24 protein-coding genes are annotated in these 25,798 nt (G+C 67.8%); 14 read left to right on the top strand and 10 right to left on the bottom strand.

Annotated elements, in window-relative coordinates; genetic code table 11:
* Window positions 1-221: 221 nt before the first annotated feature.
* From BUE42_RS26020 to dnaE, 3 genes are all read right to left on the bottom strand, one after another.
* On the bottom strand, window positions 222-1,412 hold the full coding sequence (locus BUE42_RS26020) for a patatin-like phospholipase family protein (RefSeq protein WP_073468202.1): 1,191 nt from the start codon (window positions 1,410-1,412) through the stop codon (window positions 222-224).
* A 74-nt stretch (window positions 1,413-1,486) separates the two neighbouring features.
* Complete coding sequence (locus BUE42_RS26025) at window positions 1,487-1,933, bottom strand: hypothetical protein (protein WP_073468271.1); 447 nt, start codon at window positions 1,931-1,933, stop codon at window positions 1,487-1,489.
* 120 nt (window positions 1,934-2,053) lie between these two features.
* Window positions 2,054-5,557 carry a DNA polymerase III subunit alpha gene (gene dnaE / locus BUE42_RS26030; RefSeq protein WP_073468203.1) on the bottom strand — a complete coding sequence of 1,168 codons (3,504 nt, stop codon included), beginning with the start codon at window positions 5,555-5,557 and terminating at the stop codon, window positions 2,054-2,056.
* Between the two features lie 52 nt (window positions 5,558-5,609).
* Between dnaE and BUE42_RS26035 the strand changes: the two genes are divergently transcribed.
* The 3 genes from BUE42_RS26035 to BUE42_RS26050 all read left to right on the top strand — a co-directional run bounded on the left by BUE42_RS26035 (window position 5,610) and on the right by BUE42_RS26050 (window position 8,555).
* Complete coding sequence (locus tag BUE42_RS26035; RefSeq protein WP_073468204.1) at window positions 5,610-6,350, top strand: sulfurtransferase; 741 nt, start codon at window positions 5,610-5,612, stop codon at window positions 6,348-6,350.
* 45 nt (window positions 6,351-6,395) lie between these two features.
* On the top strand, window positions 6,396-7,703 hold the full coding sequence (egtB, locus tag BUE42_RS26040) for an ergothioneine biosynthesis protein EgtB (protein WP_083614586.1): 1,308 nt from the start codon (window positions 6,396-6,398) through the stop codon (window positions 7,701-7,703).
* Window positions 7,704-7,793: 90 nt separating this feature from the next.
* Window positions 7,794-8,555 carry an OTU domain-containing protein gene (locus BUE42_RS26050; protein ID WP_143171768.1) on the top strand — a complete coding sequence of 254 codons (762 nt, stop codon included), beginning with the start codon at window positions 7,794-7,796 and terminating at the stop codon, window positions 8,553-8,555.
* On the opposite strand, the gene BUE42_RS26055 is transcribed toward BUE42_RS26050, so the two are convergent.
* Genes BUE42_RS26055 through BUE42_RS26070 form a run of 4 tightly spaced genes read right to left on the bottom strand, consistent with a single transcriptional unit; the run spans window position 8,521 to window position 10,817 of the window.
* Complete coding sequence (locus BUE42_RS26055) at window positions 8,521-9,240, bottom strand: DUF599 domain-containing protein (RefSeq protein WP_073468207.1); 720 nt, start codon at window positions 9,238-9,240, stop codon at window positions 8,521-8,523. The two genes, BUE42_RS26050 and BUE42_RS26055, sit on opposite strands and share 35 nt — an antisense overlap.
* 18 nt (window positions 9,241-9,258) lie before the next feature.
* Entirely contained in the window at window positions 9,259-9,681 is a 423-nt protein-coding gene (locus tag BUE42_RS26060) for an OsmC family protein (protein ID WP_083614588.1), read from the bottom strand.
* Complete coding sequence (locus BUE42_RS26065) at window positions 9,681-10,088, bottom strand: DoxX family protein (RefSeq protein ID WP_073468208.1); 408 nt, start codon at window positions 10,086-10,088, stop codon at window positions 9,681-9,683. The genes BUE42_RS26060 and BUE42_RS26065 overlap by 1 nt, the downstream gene beginning before the upstream one ends.
* Before the next feature lie 30 nt (window positions 10,089-10,118).
* On the bottom strand, window positions 10,119-10,817 hold the full coding sequence (locus BUE42_RS26070; RefSeq protein WP_073468209.1) for a pirin family protein: 699 nt from the start codon (window positions 10,815-10,817) through the stop codon (window positions 10,119-10,121).
* Between the two features lie 126 nt (window positions 10,818-10,943).
* Here BUE42_RS26070 and BUE42_RS26075 point away from each other — a divergent pair, with 126 nt between their 5' ends.
* The 5 genes from BUE42_RS26075 (at window position 10,944) to BUE42_RS33190 (ending at window position 17,262) form a co-directional block, all read left to right on the top strand.
* A complete protein-coding gene (locus BUE42_RS26075) occupies window positions 10,944-11,951 on the top strand; it encodes a LysR family transcriptional regulator (protein ID WP_073468210.1) in 1,008 nt (335 codons plus the stop codon).
* 4 nt (window positions 11,952-11,955) lie between these two features.
* A complete protein-coding gene (gene gluQRS, locus BUE42_RS26080) occupies window positions 11,956-12,840 on the top strand; it encodes a tRNA glutamyl-Q(34) synthetase GluQRS (RefSeq protein ID WP_073468211.1) in 885 nt (294 codons plus the stop codon).
* 28 nt (window positions 12,841-12,868) lie between these two features.
* Window positions 12,869-13,342, top strand: coding sequence for a MarR family winged helix-turn-helix transcriptional regulator (locus tag BUE42_RS26085; protein ID WP_073468212.1), 474 nt, complete (start codon window positions 12,869-12,871; stop codon window positions 13,340-13,342).
* Window positions 13,339-14,304 carry an FUSC family protein gene (locus BUE42_RS26090; RefSeq protein WP_073468213.1) on the top strand — a complete coding sequence of 322 codons (966 nt, stop codon included), beginning with the start codon at window positions 13,339-13,341 and terminating at the stop codon, window positions 14,302-14,304. Before BUE42_RS26085 ends, BUE42_RS26090 begins: the two co-directional genes overlap by 4 nt.
* 219 nt (window positions 14,305-14,523) lie before the next feature.
* Window positions 14,524-17,262 carry a hypothetical protein gene (locus BUE42_RS33190; RefSeq protein ID WP_159445500.1) on the top strand — a complete coding sequence of 913 codons (2,739 nt, stop codon included), beginning with the start codon at window positions 14,524-14,526 and terminating at the stop codon, window positions 17,260-17,262.
* A gap of 48 nt (window positions 17,263-17,310) precedes the next feature.
* Here the strand turns inward: BUE42_RS33190 and BUE42_RS26100 are convergent, their stop codons facing one another.
* Entirely contained in the window at window positions 17,311-19,116 is a 1,806-nt protein-coding gene (locus BUE42_RS26100; RefSeq protein ID WP_073468215.1) for a hypothetical protein, read from the bottom strand.
* A 312-nt stretch (window positions 19,117-19,428) separates the two neighbouring features.
* Here BUE42_RS26100 and gnd point away from each other — a divergent pair, with 312 nt between their 5' ends.
* Window positions 19,429-20,844 carry a decarboxylating NADP(+)-dependent phosphogluconate dehydrogenase gene (gene gnd / locus BUE42_RS26105; RefSeq protein ID WP_073468216.1) on the top strand — a complete coding sequence of 472 codons (1,416 nt, stop codon included), beginning with the start codon at window positions 19,429-19,431 and terminating at the stop codon, window positions 20,842-20,844.
* An 11-nt stretch (window positions 20,845-20,855) separates the two neighbouring features.
* Window positions 20,856-21,170, top strand: coding sequence for a hypothetical protein (locus BUE42_RS26110; protein WP_073468217.1), 315 nt, complete (start codon window positions 20,856-20,858; stop codon window positions 21,168-21,170).
* Between the two features lie 14 nt (window positions 21,171-21,184).
* Here BUE42_RS26110 and BUE42_RS26115 read toward each other — a convergent pair whose 3' ends face one another.
* Complete coding sequence (locus BUE42_RS26115) at window positions 21,185-21,472, bottom strand: DUF1294 domain-containing protein (protein ID WP_073468218.1); 288 nt, start codon at window positions 21,470-21,472, stop codon at window positions 21,185-21,187.
* 291 nt (window positions 21,473-21,763) lie between these two features.
* Between BUE42_RS26115 and BUE42_RS26120 the strand changes: the two genes are divergently transcribed.
* The 4 genes from BUE42_RS26120 (at window position 21,764) to BUE42_RS26135 (ending at window position 24,432) form a co-directional block, all read left to right on the top strand.
* Complete coding sequence (locus BUE42_RS26120) at window positions 21,764-22,777, top strand: transglutaminase family protein (RefSeq protein WP_083614590.1); 1,014 nt, start codon at window positions 21,764-21,766, stop codon at window positions 22,775-22,777.
* Between the two features lie 26 nt (window positions 22,778-22,803).
* Window positions 22,804-23,472, top strand: a complete 669-nt coding sequence (locus BUE42_RS31780; protein ID WP_235002616.1) for an RHS repeat-associated core domain-containing protein — start codon at window positions 22,804-22,806, stop codon at window positions 23,470-23,472.
* Window positions 23,469-23,918 (top strand): hypothetical protein, encoded by a 450-nt coding sequence (locus BUE42_RS26130; protein WP_143171769.1) that lies wholly within the window; start codon window positions 23,469-23,471, stop codon window positions 23,916-23,918. The genes BUE42_RS31780 and BUE42_RS26130 overlap by 4 nt, the downstream gene beginning before the upstream one ends.
* A gap of 181 nt (window positions 23,919-24,099) precedes the next feature.
* Window positions 24,100-24,432 (top strand): hypothetical protein, encoded by a 333-nt coding sequence (locus BUE42_RS26135; protein WP_073468221.1) that lies wholly within the window; start codon window positions 24,100-24,102, stop codon window positions 24,430-24,432.
* 16 nt (window positions 24,433-24,448) lie between these two features.
* Here BUE42_RS26135 and BUE42_RS33195 read toward each other — a convergent pair whose 3' ends face one another.
* Window positions 24,449-25,783, bottom strand: a complete 1,335-nt coding sequence (locus BUE42_RS33195; protein ID WP_073468222.1) for a right-handed parallel beta-helix repeat-containing protein — start codon at window positions 25,781-25,783, stop codon at window positions 24,449-24,451.
* Between the last annotated feature and the right edge of the window lie 15 nt (window positions 25,784-25,798).

Here is a 25,798-nt window from a genome sequence, read left to right on the forward strand (position 1 = left end):
GGGGCGCCGGAGCTGGCTGGTTTCATGGCCCGCGTGCGCAGCACGCTTCGTGAACTGACTGTCGCCGACTGTTTGACCACAACGAACGAAGTGAGTGACGGGAGTTTCGGCGACGGGCCATGAAGCCAGTCAGCGGAGGGAAGTCTTCGCCCCGCAAGGGGCGAAGACCGGCCCGTCCGGCGAGCCACGGACTCCCCGTCAGCGCCTTTGCAGCGCCGACCTCAGCGAACACCCCAGCCAAAGAAGCGCGCCACTTCCTCGCGCCGCTTCAAGGTATCGGCAACCCCCAACGCGACCAGCTCCCGCGTGTACGGTGCCTCGAACAGCAGGTAGCTCGCCAACGCCGCGCCGCGCGTGTCGGTACCTCGCCCCGAGACCCCCACGCCGCGCAGCAGCGCGCGCACCGGTGCCGGCAGGCTCGCCAGGTGCTTGGCCGCAAGGTCATCCAGCCGCTCGCTCGGCGCGATCACCAGCACGTCGATCGGCCGCAGGCTGGTGCGCGCGAGCGCTTCGGGCGGCAGCAGCGACAGCGTGTTGTTGACCCGCTGCAGCCGCTCCACGTCCACCGCCAGCGCATCGAGAAAGATGTTCGACAGCGCATGGCCCGCGATCTGCGCGATGTTCGGATAGTCGCCGTTCACCTGCCGACGCCCCGGCGGCTCGTGCATGCGGCCGGCGCCCACCACCAGGATGCGGCTCGCGCCCAGGTGCACCGCCGGCGAGATCGGCGCCGATTGCCGCATCGAGCCGTCGCCGAAGTACTCGACCATGCCGTCGAAGTTCAACGGCACGGCCGGGAACACGAACGGGATCGCGGCCGAGGCCAGCAGGTGCGGCACCGTGATCTCGTCGCGCACCGCGACGCGCTGCGAGCGCGTCCACGGCACGATGTCCTGCACCGAGTCGTAGAAGGTCACGTGCGTGCCCGAGCTGTAGCTCGACGCAGTGACCGCCAGCGCCTGCAGGTGGCCGGCGCCCATCAGCTCGCGCAGCCGGCCCACCGACACCATCTGCTTCAGCAGCGCCTCCAGCGGCGAGTTGTCGAGCAGCGAGCGCGGGCGCGCACGGCGCCAGCGCGCGATCACCCAGCCGATCGACATCATCGTCAGCCAGCGCGCGCCGGTGCGGATCACGCCGAACGAGTCGGAGCGGTACACCTGCTCGGCGCGGAAGTTCTCCCACACCTCGCACAGCGCCGCGACGGCCGCGTCGAAGTCGTCGCAATGGCTGGCCAGCGCGGCCGCATTGATCGCGCCGGCCGAGGTGCCGGTGATCACGGGAAAGGGATTGCTGCGGTCGTCGGGCGAGACCTCGCGGCGGATCTGCGCGAGGGCCTTCAGGACGCCGACCTGGTAGGCGGCACGGGCCCCGCCTCCGGTGAGGATCAGGCCCGTGGTGGGTGGTGTCGGCATGGGGCCTGAGTGTAGTCAGGCCACACGCCCCGGCGGATCGGGTTCAGCCCGAAGCGGCCGGCCTCACATCGATCTCAACGACCCCGATGGTCGTCGCGGTCGTGGTCGTCGTGCTTGTCATGCTTGTCGTGCCCGCGGCCATGGCCACGGCCACGGTCGTCGTGGCGGTCATGATCGTGGTCATGCTCGTGCTCGCGGCGCCAGTGGTCCTGGTACCAGTCCTCGCGCACGAAGTAGACCGGCTGGCCGCAGGCCGCGTACTGGCCGCAGTAGCGGCCCCAGTTCTTCTGGTGGCCCGGGGGCACGCGCAGGTAGATCGGACGGCGCTCCACCACCACGGCCGGCGGCTGCTGGATGATGATCGGCTGCGGGTTGATGACGATCGGCGGCGGCGCATTGCCGATGTCGATGCGGCCGTAGACGCCAGGCTGGTTGACGCTGACCGACACGCCGACGTTGGGTCCCGCGAACGAGGACACACCGGCAACGGCCAGTGCGATGAGGGTGATGGCTTGTTTCATGAACATCTCCTGCGAGTGACTTCTCGCTGATGATGACTTCAAAACGTTTCTGCAGCGTTCAGTGCCGACTCACGAACAGTCAACTGGTGACCATTCGTAACCAGATGCTCGCAAGCAGAGCTATTCGTAGACCACGTTCGCGCGTCCGTGCGCGCTTTCGAGCCAGCGCGCGAGCGCCGCATCGCTCGGAAAGAAGCGGCCCTCCTCGCCCAGGTCGAGCTCGCCGACGGCCGCATCGCGCTGCACCACCAGCCGCACTGCCAGGCCCTGCGTCGTCGTGCCCTGGTCGGTCTGCACGCGCCGGCTCGGGAAATCGCGCAGCACCTCGGCCACCGGCGGCACGCTGCCGTTGACCTCGACGCGCAGGTACTTGCCGAAGCGGCAGCGAGCGGTCGCGAGGTCCCAGACCTGCAGCACGTTCAGCCGCATGCCGCCCGAGAAGCGGTCGGGCTGCACCTTGCCCGAGACGATGATCAGCTCGTCGTCCTTCAGCAGGTCCTTGTTGGCGTTCAGCAGCTCCTCGTTCGCCACCGCCTCGATCGCCTCGCTCTTGTCGTCGAGCTTGAAGATCGCGACGCGGCCGCGCTGGCCGTTGATCACGCGCAGGTCGCCGACGATGCCGGCCAGCATCTGCGGCTCGCGGCTGTCGATCACGTCGGCGATCTTGCGCTTCGCGAAGCGCCGCACCTCGTCGCCGCTCTGGTCGAACAGGTGACCCGACAGGTAGAAGCCGAGCGCGACCTTCTCGAAGCTGAGCCGCTCCTTGATGTCCCACGGCGGCACCTGCACCAGCGCCGGCTCCTGCGTCGACGCTGCATGGGAATCGCCGAAATCGAACAGCCCGCCCTGGTCGGCATGCGCCGCCTGCGTGTCGGCGTATTCGAACGCGAGCCCGATGCTCGCCACCAGCAGCGAACGCTCCGGGTGCAGCAGGTCGAAGGCGCCGGCCTTGATCAGCGCCTCGACGGTGCGCTTGTTGATGCGGCTGCGGTCGACCCGCGCGCAGAAATCGAACAGGCTCTTGAACGGGCCGCCTTCGGTGCGTGCCTGCACGATCGCCTCGATCGCGCTCTGGCCGGTGCCCTTGATGGCACCCAGGCCGTAGCGCACCACGTCGTCGGCCACCGGCTCGAAGCGGTGCGTGCCGGTGTTGATGTTCGGCGGCTCGAAGGTGATGCCCAGCATCACCGCGTCGTCGTGGAAGATCTTGAGCTTGTCGGTGTCGTCCAGCGCGACGCTCATGTTGGCCGCGGTGAACTCGGCCAGGTAGTGCACCTTCAACCAGGCCGTGTGGTACGCGAGCAGCGCGTAGGCGGCGGCGTGCGACTTGTTGAAGCCGTAGCCCGCGAACTTCTCCATCAGGTCGAAGATCTCGTTGGCCAGCGGCTCGGCGATGCCGTTGCCGGCCGCGCCCTCGGCGAAGGTCGCGCGGTGCGCCACCATCTCCTCGAGCTTCTTCTTGCCCATCGCGCGGCGCAGCAGGTCGGCGCCGCCGAGCGAGTAGCCACCCAGGCGCTGGGCGACCTGCATCACCTGCTCCTGGTAGACCATGATCCCGTAGGTCTCTTCCAGCACCTCCTTCATCAGCGGGTGCGGGTACTCGACCTCCTCGCGGCCGTGCTTGCGCGCGCAGAAGCTCGGGATCAGGTCCATCGGGCCCGGCCGGTACAGCGCCACCAGCGCGATGATGTCCTCGAAGACGCTCGGCTTCGCGTCCTTCAGCATGCGCTGCATGCCGGACGATTCCAGCTGGAACACGGCAACCGTCTTGCCCTCGCTCATCAGCTGGTAGGCGCCGCGGTCGTTCAGCGGGATCTTGTCGAACGCGAAATCCTTGCGCGAGGGGTGGCGCGCGACGATGAAGTCTTTCGCCATCTCGAGGATGGTCAGCGTCGCGAGGCCCAGGAAGTCGAACTTCACCAGGCCGATCGCCTCGACGTCGTCCTTGTCGAACTGGCTGACCGCGCTGTTGCTGCCGGGCTGCATGTACAGCGGGCAGAAGTCGGTGATCTTGCCGGGCGCGATCAGCACGCCGCCGGCGTGCATGCCGATGTTGCGCACCATGCCCTCGACGCGCTCGGCCAGCGCGAGCAGCTCGGCCACCTCTTCCTCGTTCTTCTCGCGCTCCTCGATCTCGGGCGCCTCGGTGCGCGCGTAGATGATGCCGCTGTCGGGCTTGTCGCCGGGGCGCTTCAGCGTGACGGTCTTGCCGGGCGGTGCCGGCACCAGCTTCGCGATGCCGTCGACGTGGCCGTAGCCCATGCCGAGCACGCGGCCCACGTCGCGCAGCGCGGCCTTGGCCGCCATGGTGCCGAAGGTCGCGATCTGGCTGACGGCCTCGCGGCCGTACTTGTCCTTCACGTAGTCGATGACGCGGTCGCGGTTGCCCTGGCAGAAGTCGATGTCGAAGTCGGGCATCGACACCCGCTCGGGGTTCAGGAAGCGCTCGAACAGCAGGTTGTAGCGCAGCGGGTCGAGGTCGGTGATCTTCAGCGCATAGGCCACCAGCGAGCCGGCGCCCGAGCCGCGGCCCGGGCCGACCGGGCAGCCATGGGTCTTGGCCCAGATGATGAAGTCGGCCACGATCAGGAAGTAGCCGGGGAAGCCCATCTTCAGGATCGTGTTGATCTCGAAGTCGAGGCGGTCGACATAGCGCGCCATCTCGCGCGCCCGGTCGGCCTCGTTCGGGTACAGGTGGAGCATCCGCTCCTGCAGGCCTTCGTGCGAGGCGTAGCGGAAGTAGGCCTCGGGCAGCATGCGCTCGCCGTTGACCTCGGGCGTCGGGAAATCGGGCAGCTGCGGCTTGCCCAGCACCAGCGTCAGGCTGCAGCGCTTCGCGATCTCGACGCTGTTGGCGAGCGCGCTCGGCAGGTCGGCGAACAGCGCCTCCATCTGCGCCTGCGACTTGAAGTACTGCTCGCGCGTGAAGCGCTTGACGCGGCGCGGGTTGGTGAGCGTCTCGCCTTCGGCGATGCAGGTGCGGGCCTCGTGGGCCTCGAAATCGTCCGGCGTCTGGAACTGCACCGGGTGTGTTGCCACCACCGGCAGGCGCAGCGCGGCGGCCAGCGGCACCGCGGCGCGCACATGGGCCTCGTTGGTCGGCTGGCCGGCCCGCTGCAGCTCGAGGTAGAAGCGCTTGTCGAAGATGGCTGCGAGCTTCTGCGCCGCGGCGGTGGCGCGCGCGGTGTCCTGCGCCATCAGGGCCTGGCCGATCGAGCCCATCTCGGCGCCCGACAGCGCGATCAGCCCGCCATTGAGTTCCTGCAGCCACTCGAGCTTGTGCCAGGCCTGCGCGCGCTGCGCGTTCAGCACCCAGCCGCGCGACAGCAGCTCGCACAGGTTGTGGTAGCCCGCGACGTTCTGCACCAGCAGCAGCAGGCGGCTCGGGTTCTTTTCGCCGACGGTGGTGTCGGGCTCGAGCCAGATGTCGGCGCCGACAATCGGCTGCACGCCCTTCTTGCGGGCCGCGCTGTAGAACTTGACCGCGCCGAACAGGTTCGACAGGTCGGTGATCGCGAGCGCCGGCTGGTGGTCTTGCGCCGCCGCATCCACCAGCTCGTCGATCCTCAGGGTGCCATCGACGACGGAAAACTCGGTGTGGGTGCGCAGGTGGATGAAGGCCATCCGGGCATTCTAGGGAGCGTGGGCTCCGTAAAATGCCGGGCTTCGCACGAATATGAAACCCATCCTCAACATCTCTGCCTACCTGTTCGTGACCCTGACGGACACGCAGGCGCTGCGCGAGAGCATTCGCTCACAAGCGGCCGCACACCACCTGAAGGGCACGGTGCTGCTCGCCGAGGAGGGCATCAACCTGTTCCTGGCCGGCGCGCCCGACGCGGTGCGCGGCTTCGTGGCCTGGCTGCGCCGCGATGCGCGCTTCGCGGCGCTGGCGCCGAAGGAGAGCCTGTCGGATGCGGTGCCCTTCGGCAAGCTGCTGGTGAAGGTCAAGCCCGAGATCATCCGCATGAACCACCCGCAGTTCCGGCCCGAGGCGGGGCGCGCGCCGGCCGTCGACGCGCAGACCCTGTCGCGCTGGCTCGATGCCGGCCACGACGATGCCGGCCGCGAGGTCGTGATGCTCGACACCCGCAACGCCTTCGAGGTCGACCACGGCCGCTTCGAGAACGCGCTCGACTGGCGCATCGAGAAGTTCACCGAGTTCCCGCAGGCGCTGCGCGACCATGCTGCCGAACTACACGGCAAGACGGTGGTGAGCTACTGCACCGGCGGCATCCGCTGCGAGAAGGCGGCGCTGTTCATGGCCGAGGCCGGCGTGCAGAACGTGCTGCAGCTCGAGGGCGGCATCCTGAAGTACTTCGAAGACGCCGGCGGCAAGCACTTCGACGGCCACTGTTTCGTGTTCGACGAAAGGGAATCCGTCGACGCGGCGCTGCTGCCGACGAGATCGGTGTAAGGTGCCGCGGATCGGCGCGACGAAGGCGCCACGCAGGAGACACCGATGCAGTCCCACAGCCTGCCCCGCAGCGGCAACCTTCCCCTCCAGCCGAACAGTCCGCTCGGCAATCGGTATGCCCAGGTCCGCGAGACCAGTCTCGCGCTGGCCGCGCCGCTGTCGCCCGAAGACTGCCAGGTGCAGTCGATGCCCGACGCGAGCCCGACCAAATGGCACCTGGCGCACGTCACCTGGTTCTTCGAGACCTTCCTGCTGGAGCGCTTCGAGCGCGATTTCCAGCCGCACGACGCGCGCTTCCGCGTGCTCTACAACAGCTACTACAACGGCATCGGCGACCAGTACCCGCGGGCGAAGCGCGGGCTGGTGACGCGGCCGGCGCTGGCCGACGTGCTGCGCTACCGCGCCGATGTCGATGCGCGCATGCAGGCGCTGCTCGCGCAGCGGGCCGGCGATGCCGAACTGGCGGCGCTGGTCACGCTCGGGCTGCACCACGAGCAGCAGCACCAGGAGCTGCTGCTGACCGACATCAAGCACGCGCTGTCGTTCAGCCCCAACCACCCCGGCTATGGCAAGCGCTGGCCGATCAGCGCGGTGCAGCCGCAGGCGCTGCGCTGGTTCGGCTACGACGGCGGGCTGTTCGAGCTGGGCCACGACCCCGAGCGCGATGGCGCGTTCTGCTTCGACAACGAGACGCCGCGGCACCGCACATTCATCGCGCCGTTCGAGCTGGCCTCGCGGCCGGTGAGCCATGGCGAATGGATGGCCTTCATCGACGACGGCGGCTACCGGCGGCCGGAGCTGTGGCTGTCGCTCGGCTGGGACTGGGTGCGCAACGGCGGCCATCAGGCACCGCTGTACTGGCGGCGCGATGACGACGCATGGTTCACGCACACGCTGCATGGCGAGATGGCCGTCGACCCGCACACGCCGGCCTGCCACCTGAGCTACTTCGAGGCCGACGCCTATGCGCGCTGGGCCGGCGCGCGGCTGCCGACCGAGGCCGAATGGGAATGCGCCGCGCGGCAGGCCCGGCCGCAGGCGCGGGCCAATTTCGCCGACAGCGGCGCCTTCCACCCGATGCCGGTCGCCGATGCGCCGACCGATGCGCCCTCGCAGCTGTTCGGCGACGTCTGGGAATGGACGCAATCGAGCTACCTGCCCTACCCCGGCTACAAGGTGTTGCCCGGCGCGGTCGGCGAGTACAACGGCAAGTTCATGAGCCAGCAGATGGTGCTGCGCGGCGGCTCGTGCGCCACGCCGGCCGGGCATGCGCGGGCCAGCTACCGGAATTTCTTTCCGCCGGAGGTGCAGTGGCAGTTCAGCGGGCTGCGGCTGGCGCGGGACCGGGGCTGATGCGGGTCAATTGAACCGGCGACGGAACGGCTTCGGCCGTGGCGTTACCAAGTGCTCGCGCCAGGTGGATCTGGCTGCGGGAGCCAGAGCATGAACGTGGGACCGTCGACAGGAAACAAGAGGGCGCGGGAGGAGGCTGTCCCGGTCGCGAGCCGCAAACCGGCGACGAAGAAGGCCCGCCTGGAGGCGAAGAAAACCTGCGCCACCTTCCCTGACCTGAACACCAACGCAGGCCAGGACGCCTTCTTCAACATGGTCGGCGTCGAAGGCATCGAGCAATGCTTTCGTGAAGACCTGAAGACCGTGGAGCAGGTCTATTGGCAGAAGGTCGACGAGCACGCGGCCGCAGTCCCCATCTCCTTCGCCAATGCGAAGACCCGACCCATCGCGCCAGACGGCAACTGTGCCTTCAATTCGATCCTCGTCGCTGCCGAGGACCTGGGCGGTAGTGCGGCGGCCGGCTTTCCGCGCACATCGACCGAAATGCGCCAGCAGATGGTGGCGCACGTCGAACGCGAATACGCGGCTTGGCGCGATACGCCGGCGAGCAATCTCCCGGACGAGAAGCAGTACCTCGCGGTCCTGCCGCGTGACGACCACGAGCGCGGCCGGATGCTCGACCAGCTCGGCACGCCGGGCAGCTGGCACCACGAGATGGGCGACCTGTACGTGGCCATCGCCGCCGTCACGTTCAACGTGCGGATCGAGGTCATCACGCCGTACACCGACCACGAGCACCGGCTGGTGTTCGGGCCTGCTGATCCCGACCTGCCGCTGCTGGTGCTGCGCCGCAAGGACGCGCACTACGAGCCGGTGATCAGGTGTTCAACACCGCCAGCACGTCCGACCTGAACTCGCGCTGGTACAGCACGTACACCACGCCGGCCGTCGCGAGCATGAAGATCAGCGGCGAGAAGAACCAGGCCACCGCAGCGAACGACAGGTAGTACGCCCGCAGCCCGTCGTTGAAGGTCTCGGCCGCCATGCTGACCACGCCGCCCGCCTTCTTCGCGAACGCCTGCCGGCGCGCCTCGCCGTCCGCGCCCTGTTCGAGCAACTGCGTGGCCTCCGGCGCCGCGGCGATCAGCAGCGCGCCGAAGGTGTACTGCCGCATCGACCAGGTGAAGCGGAAGAACGCGTAGACGAAGATGCCGAGCAGCAACACCACCTTCAGGTCGAACACCAGCACCGAAGTGCGGGCCGCGAACGGCAGGTCGCGCACGATCTCGGTGGCCTTGTCGCTGGTGCCCAGCACGGCGAGCAGGCCGCCGATGATCAGGATGGTGGTCGACGCGAAGAAGGACGGGCTGGTCGACAGGTTCTGCAGCACGACGCCGTCGATCACGCGCACCTCGCGGTAGGTGGTCTGCAGCATCCATTCGCGCCGCACCCGGTTGGTCGACGCAAGGATCGACGGCTGCGTCAGCGCGCGGCGGTGCGCGAACCAGATGTAGCCGGCCCAGGCGCAGAAGAACGCCACCAGGGCCGCCCAGTCCGTCCAGGGCAGCACCGCCACGAGCTTCAGGATGATGTCCATGGCGGCGACTGTAGCAAGCTAGACCATCGTGGTCTCGATGCGCGTCTGCCCTTCGAGCACCCGGTGGATCGGGCATTTGCCGGCGATTTCGAGCAGCCGGGCGCGGTCGGCCTCGGCCAGGTCGCCGTCGATGTGGATGCGGCGCTGCATCTGGTAGCGCACGCCGCCGTCGTCGCCACGCGTCTCGACATGGTCCACCTGCACGTGCAGCGAGCGCACCGCCAGCGCCTTGCGGCGGATGTAGAGCTCCAGCGTCAGCGTGGTGCAGGCGGCCAGCGCCGAGTCGAGCAGGTCGTGCGGGCTCGGCGCGGCGTCTGCACCGCCGAGCGTGCGGTCCAGGTCGGCGGCCCACGCATGGCGGCCATTGGTGAGTAACGTCAGCGCGCTGGCCGGTTGGTCAGCCGCGGCGGGCCGCCGATGCAGGTGGGCGTCGATGGTCATCAGCGGCGCTTCGCATCCAGGCTCAGCGCGCCGGCGCCGAAGGCCACGATCGCGAGCAGGCCGCCGATCACCGAGACGTTCTTCATGAACATCAGGTTCTGCACCATCGCCTGGTCGGCCGGCACCGCCCAGAAGTTGTGGAAGATCACGGTCGCGGCCGCGGTGAACACCGCCAGCACGGCAGCCGCCCAGCGCGCGTTCCAGCCGACGATCAACGCGATGCCGCCGACGATCTCGACCAGCAGCGCGATCACCGCGCCGACCTGCGGCAACGGCAGGCCCTTCGACGCGATGTAGCCCACCGTGCCCTCGAAGCCGGTCAGCTTGCTGAAGCCGGCCAGCACGAACATGAGAGCCAGCAGGATGCGCGCAGCCAGCGCGAGCGGGTTTTGAAGGCGTTCAAACATGATGGGTCGTCCTTGGTTGCGGTTGAGAAATCACTGCAGATCGAAGACCAGCACTTCAGCATCGCGCCCGGCGCCGATCTGCAGCGCCGGTTCGTTGTCCAGCATCGCCGCGTCGCCCGCGGACAAGGCCTGGCCGTTCACCTCGACGCTGCCGCGCACTACGTGCACATAGGCCTTGCGGTTGGCCGGCAGCGCGAGCTCGGCGCGCTCGTCGCCGTCGAACAGCCCGGCATACAGCGTCGCATTGGCGTGCAGCTTCACCGAGTCCTCGCGGCCATCAGGGCTCGCGACCAGGCGCAGTGTGCCGCGCTTCTGCGCTTCGTCGAAGTGCTTCTGCTCGTAGCCCGGCTCGATGCCGCGCACGTTGGGCTCGATCCAGATCTGCAGGAAGTGCGTCGTGTCCGCTGCCGCGTGGTTGTATTCGCTGTGCTGGATGCCGCGGCCGGCGCTCATGCGCTGCACGTCGCCGGGCACGATCTGCGCGCCGTTGCCGATGCTGTCCTTGTGGCCGAGCGCGCCCGACAGCACGTACGACACGATCTCCATGTCGCGGTGGCCGTGCGTGCCGAAGCCGGTGCCGGGGGCGATGCGGTCTTCGTTGATCACGCGCAGGTTGCCGAAGCCCATGTGCTTCGGGTCGAAATAGTCGGCGAACGAGAAGCTGTGGAACGACTTCAGCCAGCCGTGGTCGGCGTAGCCACGTTCAGTCGATTTGCGCAGGGTGAGCATGTCGTGTCCTTTCGGTGGTGATCTCTCGGGTGTGAAGAGACTGTAGGCGCCGCCCCCCGGCCCATCACGGGCTGCGCGTTGAAGCGTTCATTCAAATAAGATGAACGAAACTCCGACGTCCCCGCCATGACCAGTCCCCGCAACGTCCTGACCCCCGAAGCGCTCGCGATGATGGACGTCATCGCCCGCACCGGCAGCTTTGCCGCGGCGGCCCGCGAGCTGGGCAAGGTGCCATCGGCGCTGACCTACAACGTGCGCCAGCTCGAGGACGCGCTCGACGTGCTGCTGTTCGACCGCCGCTCGCGCCAGGCCAAGCTGACGGCCGCCGGCGAGGAGCTGCTGCACGAGGGCCGCCGCCTGCTGGAGGAGATGGATGCGGTGGCCAACCGCGTCAAGCGCGTCGCGACCGGCTGGGAGACGCAGCTGACGGTCGCGGTCGACGGCATCATGTCGCGTGCCACGCTGTTCGAGCTGTGCGAGGCCTTCTATGCGCTGAGCCCCGAGAGCCCGGGCGCCACCAGCGGCGGGCCGGGCACGCGGCTGCGGCTGCGCACCGAGGTGCTGGCCGGCACCTGGGAGGCACTGGTCAGCGGGCAGGCCGACCTGGCGATCGGCGTCGGCGTGGACCGCACGATGCCGCCCGGCATCCAGATGCAGCCGCTGGGCAGCATCGACTTCGTGTTCGCGATCGCGCCGCACCATCCGCTGGCCCACGCCGAGGGTGTGCTGAGCGATGCCGACCTGATCCACCACCGCGCGGTGGCGGTCGCCGATTCGGCGCAGCGCATGGCGCCGCTGACGGTGAACCTGCTGCCCGGGCAGGACGTGCTGACCGTCGCGACGATGCAGAACAAGATCGAGGCGCAGCTGCGCTGCCTGGGCTGCGGGTTCCTGCCCGAACCGCTGGTGCGCGAGCACATCGCCGCCGGCCGGCTGGTCGTCAAGGCGGTGCAGCGGCCGACGCAGGTCGCGCGCCTGGGCTACGCCTGGCGCAGCGTGCCGGCCGGCAGCGCGACGCGCAAGCCGCAGCTGGGGCTGGCGCTGCGCTGGTGGCTGTCGCAGCTGGAGAGCCCGGCCACGCGCAGCGCGCTGATCGAGCGGCACAGCGGGCTGCTGCCGCTCGGAGGCGCCTGAGCGCATGGGCTACCGCGGACGCTTCGCGCCGTCGCCGACCGGCGTGCTGCACGCCGGCTCGCTGGTCGCGGCGCTCGCGAGCTGGCTCGATGCGCGGGCGCACGGCGGTGCGTGGCTGGTGCGCATCGAGGATGTCGACACGCCGCGCTGCGTGGCGGGCGCCGATGCGCAGATCCTGGCGCAGCTCGCGCAGTGCGGACTGCTGCCGGACGAGCCTCCCGTGTGGCAGTCGCGGCGCGGCGCGCACTACGAAGCGGCGCTCGAAGCGCTGCGCTCCGCTGGGCAGGTCTACCCCTGCGGCTGCACGCGGCGCGACATCGCGCTCGCGCTCGAAGCGTCGGGCCAGGGCAAGCCGCGGCACGGCGAGCTGGTCTACCCCGGCACCTGCCGACACGGATTGAACGGCAAGCCGGCGCGCGCGACGCGGGTGCTGAGCTGCAACGCGGACGAAACCGACATCGTGATCGACTGGCACGACCGCCGCCTCGGCGCGCAACGGCAGAACCTGACGCAGGCGGTCGGCGATTTCGTGCTGCACCGCGCCGACGGGCTGTGGGCCTACCAGCTCGCGGTGGTCGTCGACGACGCGCTGCAAGGCATCACCCACGTCGTGCGCGGCGAAGACCTCGCCGACAACACGCCGCGCCAGGTCCACCTGCAGCGGCTGATCGGCCTGCCGCTGCCGCAGTACCTGCACACGCCGCTGGTGCTGGGTGCGAATGGCGAGAAGCTGTCGAAGCAGAACGGCGCGGCGGCGCTCGATCTGGCCGACCCGGCGCACGCGCTGCATGCCGCCGCGACGACCCTCGGCCTGCAGCCGTCGTCCACCAGCCGCGCCGCACTGCTCGCCGACTGCGTCGCGCAGTGGCGACAGCACCGATTTGCGTAGAAACTAAGATTGATCTTATGATCATCGCATGCCCACCGACACCGAGCCACGGCAATGCGCCGTGCGGCTGCGCGCCGCGCTGTCCGACCTGACGCGCCAGCTGCGCCACGCGCTGCCGCCCGAGGGCATCAGCGTCGCCAAGCTCAGCGCAATGGGTGCGCTGTACCGGCGCGGGCCGATGTCGCCGAGCGAACTCGCGGCCCACGAGCGCGTGAAGCTGCAGACCCTGACACGCCTGCTCGCCGAGCTGGAGGCCGACGGCTGGCTGGCGCGCGCGCCGCACGCGCATGACGGTCGCCAGAGCGTGCTGTCGCTGACCCGGACCGGACTGCAACAGCTGAAGGCCGACGTGCACCGGCGTGAAGCCTCGCTCGCCGATGCGATTGCCGACACGCTGGACGCGTCCGACCGCGCGACGCTGCTGCAGGCGTGCGCGCTGATGGAGGCACTGGCCGTGCGGCTCGGCGGTACCGCGGCGTCGGTGCAGAGGAACATGACATGACCTCACTCGCCGCACGCGTGGCGCACGCACGCGCCGACGGGCGCCTGTGGCACGGCGCACAGCTCGCGGTGGCCGTCGTCGCGGCCTATGCGGTGTCGAGCGCGTTGCACCTGCCCGAGAGCTTGTGGGCGGTGATGTCGGCACTGATCGTCGTGCGGCCGAATGCCGGTGCGAGCGTGGGCGCCGGCGGCGCTCGGCTCGGCGGCACCGTGCTCGGCACGCTGTGCGGAGTCGGCGGCGTCTGGCTGCGGCACCACGGCGTCGATGCGGCACCTGCCACGCTGCTGATCGTCGCCGCCCTCGCGTTCGCGAGTGCCACGCTGCCGCTGATCGCCAGTGCACCGGTCGCGGCGCTGATCATCCTGTCGAGCGGCAGCATGCCGGGGCATTCGGCGCTGCAGGTCGCGTGGCTGCGCGGCGCCGAGGTCGGCATCGGCGTGCTGGTCGGGCTCGGCGTGTCGCTGCTGCTGCGGGCCGCGCGCGCCGGTGCGCGCTTCGCCGGTGCCTGCGCCGACCTGCTCGAGGCATTCGCCCGCCCGCTGGACGAGGAAGCTGATGCGGTACCCGACAGCACCGTGCGCAGCCGCCTGCGGGAGCTTGCCGTGATCGCGGTGCAGGCCGATCGCGAGCGCGCGTGGATCGCGCGCCTTCGCAGACGGCCCGTCGAGCGCGACGCGCACGTGCAGCTTGCGCGCATGGTCTCTCGGGTCCACCAGGACAGCGCCGTGATCGCCCGTCTGCTGCCCGGTCTGCAGCCCGACGCGGCGGCCCCGGCCGCGGCGATCGCCCAGGCCCTGCGCGGCGCGGCCCAGGCGCTGCGCGCGCGGGCGACGCCCGACCTCTCGATGCTCGCGTCGCCGCGCCCGGCCGCCCGCATCGCCGGCCCGGTCGGCCTGCTCGCACACGACCTGCGCGCGCTCGCGCACCGCTTCGAGAGCCTGCACGCCGCGCCGGCGCGTTGAAATTGCATCCAATCGCAAGCGCGGCCCGGCCGCGGCATGCGAACTGCTTCACGCCCTGCATCCAGAACAACCGCAGGCACACGCCGCCTTTCCCGGCAGGAACCGACGCGAAGTGAAGCCGGACTGACGCATCCCGTCAGCCGCACCGCGTCATCCATCGGCGATTGCGATACGTCTCCCACCCCAAGCATGATGATCCGAAGCAGCCGAGCCGCACGTGTGGGCGGAACCGTTTCCACCCTTTTCCTGTCGATGCTGCTGCTGGGCGGCTGCGGCGCCGGGTCGGATGACGGTGGCACGCCCGCGCCGGCACCGGTCGGGTCGGCACCTTCGCCGGCGCCCGCTCCAGCGCCTTCCCCGAGTCCTGCGCCAGCGCCAGCGCCAGCGCCAGCGCCGGCTCCGGCCCCTGCACCCGCGCCTTCACCGGCCCCCTCTCCTGCGCCGGCACCGGCTCCCGCACCGGCACCGTCCCCCGCGCCTGCGCCCTCGCCCGCCCCGGCGCCGCAACCCGCCGCGCTGACGCTGCCGATCGAAGTGCTCGGCGACGGCTCGCCGAAAGCCCCGCTGGTCGTCGAAACCCGCCTCGACCTCGACAGCAGCAAGCTCGCGTCAGTCACCAAGCTGTACCTGCTGTGCCACCGCTGCGGCTACTACGGCGCCCCCGAGTTCGAAGCGCTGGCCGCCACGCCGCCGAAGGTCAAGGCCAGCCTGCGCGTGCTCGGCGGCACCGACAGCGCCGGCGAGGCCCAGGTGCCCTGGATCGACATCACCGACCAGACCGTCACGCTGGCCGACAACGAGCGCGTCCACGGCGGCGTCAACGGCGGCTTCTTCACGACGCGCATCACGCTCGCGCTCGACACCGCGGCGCGCGCACGCCTGGTCGCGTGGCCGAAGGGCAACCGCATCCAGTTCCGCTTCAACGGCACCGACGGCGAGACCAACGGCTTCCGCGTGCTCGAGCTGCAGTTGCGCGATGACGCCGGCACCAGTCTCGCGAGCAACGCGGTGGCGCGCGTCGACCCGCTGGTCGAGAAGAACGCCGGCAAGACGCTGACCGGCGACGTCGAACTCGGCCGCGCGCTGTGGAGCGCGCGCGGTGCGCTCGCCAAGTCGCCGCTCGTCAGCCGCAAGCTGCAGGCGGCGTGCTCGTCGTGCCATGCCGAGGACGGCCGCGACCTGCAGTACTTCAACTACTCGAACAACTCGATCGTGCAACGCAGCCGCTACCACGGCCTGAGCGAGGCGCAGGGCAAGCAGATCGCCGCCTTCCTGCGCTACACGCTGCAGGGCGTGCCGCACGCCCCGAAGGCGCGCCCGTGGAACCCGCCGTACCAGCCGGGCCCGGGCCTCGACTGCAGCGGCATCGGCTGCGAGACGCAGTGGGCCGCCGGCGCCGGGCTGGAGGCGGTGCTCGACAGCGCCACCGACGCCACCAAGGCGCTGTTCGGCAAGCCGCTGAGCGGCGCGCTGAGCGTCACGCAGGCCGAGGTCGACAAGGTGATGGACCCAAGCGCGACGATGAACACGCGCGAGATGCAGATCCCGATGCAGTTTCCCGACTGGAACGCCTGGCTGCCGACCACCCACCCGTACGACGTGTGGCCGACCACCACCGAGGGATCGTTCGAGGCCGGTGCCAAGTTCAGCGCCGCCGACGGCAAGAAGGACCCGAACGGCAAGTACAAGGCGCTGCTCGCGTGGCTGACCGCGCACCAGAACCCGAACGGCGTGCATGGCGACTGGAGCCACCTGAAGGTGGACGAGCGCGTGCAGATCAAGGCCATGTTCACGCAGGCCGGCTGGGAGGGCTACAACTACCTGGGCGGCGGCCGCGGCAACCACATCGCGGCGAGCGGCCAGTACGGCGCGCAGGTCGGCGCGGCCAACCTGCAGAAGCTGGCGTCGGCCACGACCACCGCGACCAACCCTGCCGCCTTCACGACCAACGCGTTCATCGAGCGCTCGGTGGCGAGCATGCTGCACTGGAACGCGGTGAAGCAGTGGGAGATGGCCCAGGTGTACGGCCTCGAAGGCAACCAGCAGTGGTTCATCGGCGACAAGGACGCCGCCACCGGCGCCTGGAAGGGTCGCGGCGAGGCGCACGGCTGGCCGTTCAACAGCGTCAGCCTGTTCTTCCTGGCGCCGCACATGGTGTACCAGCAGGACACCGACGGCACCGGCAAGATCACCCGCGAGTGGTATGACGCGTGGGAGGCCGGCAACATCGTCGGCTCCTACTACCGCACCAACCAGTGGTACCAGCTGCAGATGTCGGTGAACCCGGGCGGCCAGAGCGACTGGGTGAACTTCTCGATGGACTGGCCGTACCTGACGGCCTTCGACGACTACCTGGGCATGAAGGTCGGCACCGCGACGCCGGCCGCCAAGGCCGCCAACGACACGCACTACGTGCGGCTGCTGCAGGCGCGCATCAAGTCGGCGCAGTACGTCAACAACGAGATCGTGCTGTACGACCCGGCGCAGCCCGACCTGTTCGCCAACCGCGGCCGCTACGGGCGCGGCCAGGTCGCCAAGCACCTGTCGGTGACGAACTTCATCGACACCGCGTCGAACAACGGCAAGGGCACGTCGAAGTACCGCTTCCTCGACGAGCTGTCGCCGGGGCTGTACCCGCGCGTGGTCAACGGCGCGATCCGCCAGTTCAACATGCTGTATTCGCAGACGGCGGCCACCGCCTGGCGGCGCTGCGACCCGAACAACAGCCAGCTGGGCGAGCCCGAACCGTGGGCCGGCTTCCGCTACTGCCTGGATGCGCAGCGCACGCCGCTCGGCCAGGCGGTGGACGGCAGCTACTTCATGAACCAGGTGAACTATCGCGCGACCACCGAGCAGACCGAGCAGTACGGGTTGTGGAAGGCGACGCAGATGGGGGCCGACCCGGCGCGGCTGAAGACCTGGTCGGACTGGATCGACCGGATGTGGCCGAAACCGTGAGCCGGAGGTGCCCCACCCGGGTTCCACGAGACCGCATCGGCGGCAGAATCAACGGGGCCCGTTCATGAGCATCTCCCACGCCCATTTGCCGCTGTCGCGCCTCGCCCTGGTCAGCGCTTCAGCGGCGTGCGGGTCAGCACCTGCCCCAGCGGCCAAGCGCATGACGAACTCACGCCATCGGACAATGGCCGCTTCGGTCAACGTGGTCGCTGTCTCATCGCCGAGAGGACGCCAGTACGCATCGACGGCCTGCGCGATGAATCTGGATGCACGACGTCGCTCGTAGTCGCTTTCAAATCGCAAGATGTGATCGGCCCGCAAGATGGCTGAATCGATTTCCACAGCCTTGTCTGCGTCCGTGAAACCCACGAAGCACTCTGGCCCCTCCAGCGCTGCAAAACAAGCCGCGATCACTTCGTCGCATCGAACATGACTTCTTCGCAGAGCCGGACTCCGAAGACGCGTCAGGAACTCCCGGAGCGCGGCCCCGTTCTTGTCAAAGGCGTGCGATACAGCCACCAACATGAAACGCCGTGACTGTGGACACTGTGGGATCAACGACAGCAGCAAAGGCACGATGGATTCGGTTTCGGAAAAATTCCACCGATCTCCGCTCTTTCCCAACGCCTCACCGAGCAATTGGCCTGCGACCAGCGGGCGAAGCCCCTGCTCCGACAATCTGTCCGCCGATGTCGGCAGCGATGCGATCAGGCGATCGAAGCCCTCCGCATCGCGGATTCTCCCCACGCCGGACACCAGCACGGCGACGCTGCCACCAGGTTTCAAGAACTTGGCAGAAAAGGCCTCCACCGCATCCGTGTATCCGCTGGCACTCAAGGTCAGCGCCCAGCGGAGCAGATCCCTGCGTCGAGATGCAAATTCGAAAGTTCCTCCAGCGTGACGCGGTAGTGCGCGGAGAAGACGCATTGTCAAAGCCTGACGCTGCAACAAACCCAGTTGCGAAGACTGCAGGAGCGGTGCGCCATGCAGCCAGACGTGCGCCTCAGGACCCGTCATGCAGCAGTCGTACACGGCCGTGGCGAGACAACGCGCTTCGGCGGACGGCACGCGTTGATCGACCGCGGCGTGCAAGATGCAGAGCAATGGCAGGACTTTTCCGCCACTGTCCTGCATTGCGATCTCGCCGAGCATCTTTGCGACGCTGGGCGAGTCAAACCGACCCTCATCTCGTGCAGCCCGTATGCACCATTGAAGCAGCCAAGTGCCAGCTGGCGGAACGTTTGAGACGCCCTGGTGATCGACCAAGAACTTGGCCAAGGCCAAGAAGAGTCGGTCGGTGCATTCAGGTTCTGCGGCCTCACGGCACACCAAGTACTCCAGGAACAAGGCGGCATGGCGATCAGGGTCGAATTCCGAGTTCTGTGTGGGCACCACCTTCAGGCCCCCCTCCGAGTTCGAATCGAAGAACACGTCGAAGGTGAAGTCCTGTTCGGCCAGTTGGCGGACGGCTTCATCGACCTGCAACTCCCTGTCGATCTTGACCCGCGTCGTGTACTCCTGAGCGCGCGTCTTGCACACGCTCGCCGCTTCGGCTGCAGCGCTGTCAGCATCACAGGCCATGCCGGCCAGGCACTCCAACGTGTCGAGCACCTGCTGAGCAATCGGCAGGTCGCCAACGTCGAAAGCATCCGCCAGCCAGTCCGTCAGGCACTGCGCCAGCCGATGCCTTTCGGTGGCAGCAGTGTCGCCATCTGCGGCGAGGTAGTCCTTTCGCGCTTGCTCGATGCTCCGCTTGATCTTTGATCGATCGGCCTTCAGCGTGGCGAGGCTTCCATTCCTCTCCCGATGAAGCACCGCGCTGCTCGTGGAATCGGGCGGCGAGCTGTTGCTCAAGGTTCGGTCCGCTCGGTGCCGGGCGCCGTTGATCCGCCGCGCTGTCCCTGGATCGGTTGGCGCACCCGACTCGGAACGAGATGGTGACGGTGAGCGGCTGGCGGTTCTTTGCAGGTTGGTTTGAATCATGAGGTAGATGACATCGGAGTGCTTGTGACCCGGCGGTCGGACCCGATGAGTAACAACTACGGCGACCTGGGTTCCCCTGCCATGTGTTTCCGTCTGCTGTCACCAGGGCGGCAGGGAACCGCCGGCGCGCGGGACCGAATGCCGTCAAAATAGCCGGCATTCCAACGTTTCCCCCCCGTCACCATGAAAAGCGATTTCGGATTGATCGGCCTGGCCGTGATGGGCCAGAACCTGGTGCTGAACGTGGAGAGCCACGGCTTCCAGGTCAGCGTGTTCAACCGCACGACGGCCGTCACCGACGAATTCGTCGCCCGCCACCCGGGCAAGAAGCTGGTGGGCGCGGCCACGCTCGAGGCCTTCGTGGAGAGCCTGTCCACCCCGCGCAAGATCCAGATCATGGTGAAGGCCGGCGCGCCGGTCGATGCGGTGATCGAGCAGCTGATCCCGCTGCTGTCGCCCGGCGACATCGTGATCGACGGCGGCAACAGCCTCTACACCGACACCGAGCGCCGTGACGCGTACCTCACCAGCAAGGGCCTGCGCTACATCGGCGCCGGTGTTTCGGGCGGTGAAGAGGGTGCGCGCAAAGGCCCGTCGATCATGCCGGGCGGGCCAGCGTCCACCTGGGAGGTGATGCAACCGATCTTCGAGGCCATCTCGGCCAAGGTGGACGGCGAGCCGTGCGTGATCCACATCGGCCCGGGCGGTGCCGGCCACTACGTGAAGATGATCCACAACGGGATCGAGTACGGCGACATGCAGCTGATCTGCGAGGCCTACAGCCTGTTCAAGGCGGCCGGCTTCACGACGCAGGAGATGGCGGCGATCTTCAACCAGTGGAACGAAGGCGAGCTGCAGAGCTACCTGATCCAGATCACCGGCAAGGCGCTGGAACAAATTGATGCCGAGACCGGCAAGCCGATCGTCGAGCTGATCCTCGACAAGGCCGGCCAGAAGGGCACCGGCCAGTGGACGCTGCTGAACGCGGCCGAGAACGCGGTGGTGATCAGCACGATCAACGCGGCCGTCGAGGCACGCGTGCTGTCGTCGCAGAAGAAGCAGCGCGTGGCGGCCAGCAAGCAACTGCAGGGCCCGAAGGTCGACCTGTCGCCGGTGAAGGCGCAGCTGGTGGCCAAGGTGCACGACGCGCTGTATGCGTCGAAGGTGATCAGCTACGCGCAGGGGCTGGACCTGATGAAGACGATGGGCGAGAAGAAGGGCTGGGGGCTCGACCTCGGCCGCATCGCGGCGATCTGGCGCGGCGGCTGCATCATCCGCGCGCGCTTCCTGAACCGCATCACCGACGCCTACCGCAGCAACCCGCAGCTGACGAACCTGATGCTCGACCCGTTCTTCAAGGACCTGCTGAACCGCACGCAGCAGAACTGGCGCGAAACCGTGGCGCTGGCGGTGGCGAACGGCATCCCGGTGCCGGCGTTCAGCGCGTCGCTGGGCTACTACGACAGCTACCGCTCGGAGCGGCTGTCGGCCAACCTGCTGCAGGCGCAGCGCGACTTCTTCGGAGCGCACACCTACGAGCGCATCGACAAGCCGGAGGGGACGATGTTCCATACGGAATGGCCGGAAGTGATCGGCTGAGGAGCAGCGGCATGAAGCACACCTTGCGCATCACCTTGTTGTTGGCGGTCGTTCTGGCCGGTGCCGCGGGCGCGGCCCGGGCCGACGAAGAGCCTTCAAAGATCGACCGTGCGGCTTCGGCTGTCGGTCATGCGGCATCGACCGCAGCCACCAAGACCGGCAGTGCGGTGAAGCACGCGGCTGAGGTCACCGGTGCCGCGATTCAGAAAGGCGCAGAGAAGACCGGCGAGGTCGTGCGCAAGGGTGTCGAGAAGACGGGCGAAGTGATGAAGCGGGGCGGCGAGAAGCTGCAGTCGTCGGCGAAGCCGGCGTCTTCGAGCGACTGACTCGCAGTGAGTGATCAGCGGAAGCTGGTCGACAGCATCGCGAAGCCCAGCAGGTTGACGACGACCGTGACCCAGAACACCCTGCGGAACGATGCCTTGGCAGACTTGTGGCGCAGCCACCGCTGCGCGAGCAGTGCGCCCGGCCAGCCACCGGCGAGCGACAGCAGGTGCAGCGTGCGTTCCGGGGTGCGCCGCCCCTTGCGACGTGCTGCGGACTTGTCGATCGCATAGACGACGAACGTGATCACGCTCAAGCCGGCGTAGGCCGCGGCGATCAAGAGCAAAGGCCAGCGGATGTTCATCGTTGATGGCGGAGACTGCGACGCGGGATCGTACTGCGGGGACAGCCGCCTGCCCCGGTATTGACGACGACGCCGCCTTACGGGTAGATTGCCGTCACTTTCAGCGCCTCACTGGGCGCAGCCTCAGCGGCATGCTCGCCACACGGTCGGCACAGCCCGTCAGCGCAAGTTCTTTGCGCCCGACATCCACGATGTATCAGCGCTTGCGGTGCAACTGACTCGAGTCAGTGCACGGCGAGGTTCATTGCGTGTGGCCGGCTGGCGCGCTCGCATTCAGCATGCGGAAAGATCATGAAGACCCTCTCACTCAGTCTTGCTGCGCTGCTGCTCAGTTGCGCAGCCGCCTTTGCTCAACACACTCCCCTGCCCAAGCCTGTGGCATTCGCAGCGCACTTGCAATCGATCAGGGCAGAACTCGAGAAGCCAGATGAGGCGCTGAACCTCGGCGAATTCACTCTCTCCGTGCAACGAATGATCGATCCGAGCATCGACGTTGCCAGCAACCTCCAGCGGCTCGACGGCATGGCAAGGGACATCAGAGCAACGTTCCCCATCATGGCGAACAGCAGGGTGAAAGTGGAGGCCCTGAAGAAGTATCTGTACATGGCTGGCCCCTGGAACGACAACCGCCCCTTCCAGTACGACCTCGATGACCCGCTCGGCAAGAACCTTCGCAACAAGCTTCTGTCCAGCTATCTCGACAGCCACAAGGGGAATTGCGTTTCGATGCCGAGCTTGTTCGTCGTCCTCGGTCAAAGGATCGGCTTGGACGTGACGCTGGCGACAGTCCCCAGGCACATCTTCGTCAAGTACCGCGACGAGAGCGGGCAGCTCTACAACATCGAGGCAACAAGCGGCGGAGGATTCGCGCGCGACGTCTGGATGCGGCAGCTGTACGAGATGACCGACTTGTCGCTGCGAACCGGCATCTACATGCGGCCGCTTTCGAAGAAGGAAGCCGCAGTCGAGATGGTCGACACCTTGCTCGAGTTCTATGCAGCGAACGGCGTTCTGCAACCTCGCGTGGACTTGGCGCTGCTCTTACTGGGCTACGCGCCGAAGCATGTCAACGGCATGCTGCACCTCGCAGCGGCCTACGGTTGGATGGCCGAAGTCTCCTACATGCTCGACTACAACAGCCCTGATCCGCGGATGCCCTTGAAGGAGCGGCTCAAGTACCGCGAACTGAGTCAGCAGGTCATGGAATGGGAGCAACGCGCACAGGCGCTCGGATGGCGCCCCAGCAATCCGGAAGCCGAGTCCGCCTATCTCAGGCGGGTCGAGGAAGCCAGGAAGTCTTTGTAGACAACAGCCATCTGGAGGAACAGAAGATGCTCAATCGAATCGATCTCAAGCCTTTGGTGATCATGCTGGCCCTGACCTCTCTGCACGGAGGCGCAACTGCGCACTACACGCAAAGCGACCCCATTGGACTGGCGGGCGGTGTCAACACCTACAGCTACGTTGCGAACAACCCGCTCAGCTACGTCGACCCCCGAGGTCTCGACAATCCGGGCATGGGCCCATACGGCCCCTGCTGGAGTGGCGTATGCGGCTGGGCAATGGAACACGTCGGAAAGCCGGGTTACGGATACTGGGATCCGAATCCGGAGGCCAGGGGTCGTGTTCGCGAATGGACGGGTGGGATTCCATCCGAGAAGTGCAATGCGTTTGTCTGGGATGCCACTCGAAACGGTGGTGCTCCCGCTGGCCGCATGCCGGACGGCCGCATCCCGTCTGCGTCCGAGTGGGGCAATCCATCCAGTCCCATCTCCGGCTATGCGCCACTGCCTGCGGGCAGTGAGCCGGCTCCCGGCGACATCATTGGCAATGGCTCGCACGTGGGCGTGTTCTCCGCACTGCCGGACGGGTCACCCGGCACGGTGTCGGCAGCAATGCCCTACGTCGCCGGCACGGGCGTCAACGGCGGCGTCGTGAACAACGATTGGGGCTATCGAGCCGGCCAGGCTGTGGTGGTCTGGCGCAGGACACCCCGGTGAACTCAACGTTCGTGATGCGAAGACCTCGTCTCGTACTGGCTGCGCTGTTGGCTCCGATGAGCGCGCCATTGCTGTACGTTCTTGCCACATTCGCGTGGTCCGGCTACCCCGCATCCGGTCCGGGACATGCAGGGAAACTGGTGGACGAGTTCCTGCTCGCGCTTCTGCCGCCGAGCTACTTTCTGAGTCTCTGCATCGGGACACCCGTCGTGCTGGTTCTTCAGCGAATCCACCGCCTGACCACCTGGCGATGCGTCCTGGTCGCCGCGCTGATCGGTGCCGTCCTCGGTCTCTGCACGACGTTCTGGTTCTCTGGCCCGCCTGGCAGCCATACGCCGCTGTCGGCCCGACTGGCGCTGTCCGCTCTCGGTGCACTGGCCGCAATGATCATTGCCCTGGTGTTCTGCGGAATTGCCGGGCTGCCGGTCATGCGCCGAACGTTCTGATGAGATTTCAGCTCAGCGCCTCGATACAGATGTCCCTGCAAGCGATCTCAGAGGCAGAACCCTCTTGGCACGGCGTCATGCATCACGTGTAATCCGCCGGCCACGTCGTCGAAGCAGTCGTCCTTGGTCGTAGAGAGGGTGTGAAGGCGGGCATCGATCCCCCACCCACGCGACCCATCCCATGAAGACGACAACGCCTGCGACCGCGGTCCCCGATGAAGCTCGAGAGATCAGCCTCTACACCATCATTCTCGAATTCGGCGGCGGAACCTATGTCTCGCAAACCCGCGCCCCCAGCAAGGAATCAGCGCTGTCGTCCTGGTGCAAGACGATCCGCATCGACAAGGATTTCGGACCGGACTCCTACCGCCTGGCCGAAGAAATCGAACATGAAGCGGACGCGGCACGACTCTCCCTTCTCGACGGGCTCGAGTCGGCCTGGAGCTTCACGACCGTCTTGAACGATCGACTGATCCTGGGCCATGTGATCAAGACCGTGCCACCTCCCGCCTGAAACACACCAGGCGATGTCACGGCCGCCGCCCCACCCCCTCCACCGGGCACGCCGCTCTCGCCCCCACCACCGGCCTCGGTGGACACCCTGCCAGCGCCGGCTCCGCCACCAGCCGCTGATCCCACGCCACCCCGCCCGCCTTCGGCTGCAGCGAGTTCGTGTCGACGAACAACCCCTCCGCCGACGGCAGCACCACGCTGTGCCGGTCCAGCCCGGTCGCCTCGCGCCAGCGCTCCAGCCCGACCCGCTCGACGCGCTTGTCCTCCCAGCTGAACAGCCCCGGCGCGCCGCTGCGCATCGCATACACGTTGCGGTCGATCACCAGCGTGCGCGGATCGCTCATCGCGTCCGACGTGATGCGGATGAACGGCAGCTTCGAGCCGCCGACGATCAGGTTGTTGGTGATCGCCACGTCGGTGCCGCCCTGGTGGATCTCCGACTCGTTCGACACCAGCACCGACCCGTGCGTCAGCAGCCCGGTGTTCCAGCAGGTGTTGTTGTGGATGCGCGGCCGCCACGACGACGAGGTCGCAAGACAAGCCCAGCCCACCTCGCTGATCACGTTGTCGCGGATCACGCCGTCGTAGGTCTCGTACGGCCCGTCGACCAGCCGGTCGTCGTCGGTTTCCTGACCCAACATGATCGCGTTCGACCAGGTGCGTTCGACGCGGTTGAACTCGAACACCGTGTTGCGCGAATTGCCCTTGGCATAGAGGCCGATCGACGGGATGTCGTGCACGTGGTTGAAGGCCACGCGCGTGCGGTCCGCGCCGACGATGTCGATGCCCTGCGCGTTGTCGCCGATCTTCGCGTTCGGGTGGTGGATGCGGTTGTGGATGATCTCGACGTCGTCGGCGGTGCGTACCAGCTTCACCACGTCGACCCGCGAGCAGCACAGGTCGTTGTCGACCAGGCGCACGCGCGGCGTGTCGATCTTGATTGCGTAGCCCTCCTCCTGCCCGTCGGCGCTGCCGCGCACCTCCAGCCCGCGCACTTCCCAGTACATCGGCTGGCACACCGTGCCCTTCGGCGCCTCTTCGTCGCAGGTGCGGTGGTAGAAGTAGATCGACGGCCCCCGACCCGTGCCCTGGATCACCGCACGCTCCTTCGCGTATGCGCGCAGCGTGATCCACGCGTCGGCCGCGCCGGGGTTGCGGATGACCGCGCCGTCGTAGGTTCCGGCGCGCAACTCGACGATGTCGCCGGGCTTCACGCGCTGCACCGCGGCATCCAGCGTGCGCAGCGGCGCCTCGAGCGTGCCGACCGCGCGGTCGGTGCCGTCGGGTGCGACGACGAAGGTGCGCGGCTGCGCCGAGACGGCCGCCGCGGCGGCGATCAGCGCAGCGGCCACCAGACGACCGCGGTT

Source organism: Rhizobacter sp. OV335 (genome assembly GCF_900142965.1).
Lineage (GTDB): Bacteria > Pseudomonadota > Gammaproteobacteria > Burkholderiales > Burkholderiaceae_C > Rhizobacter.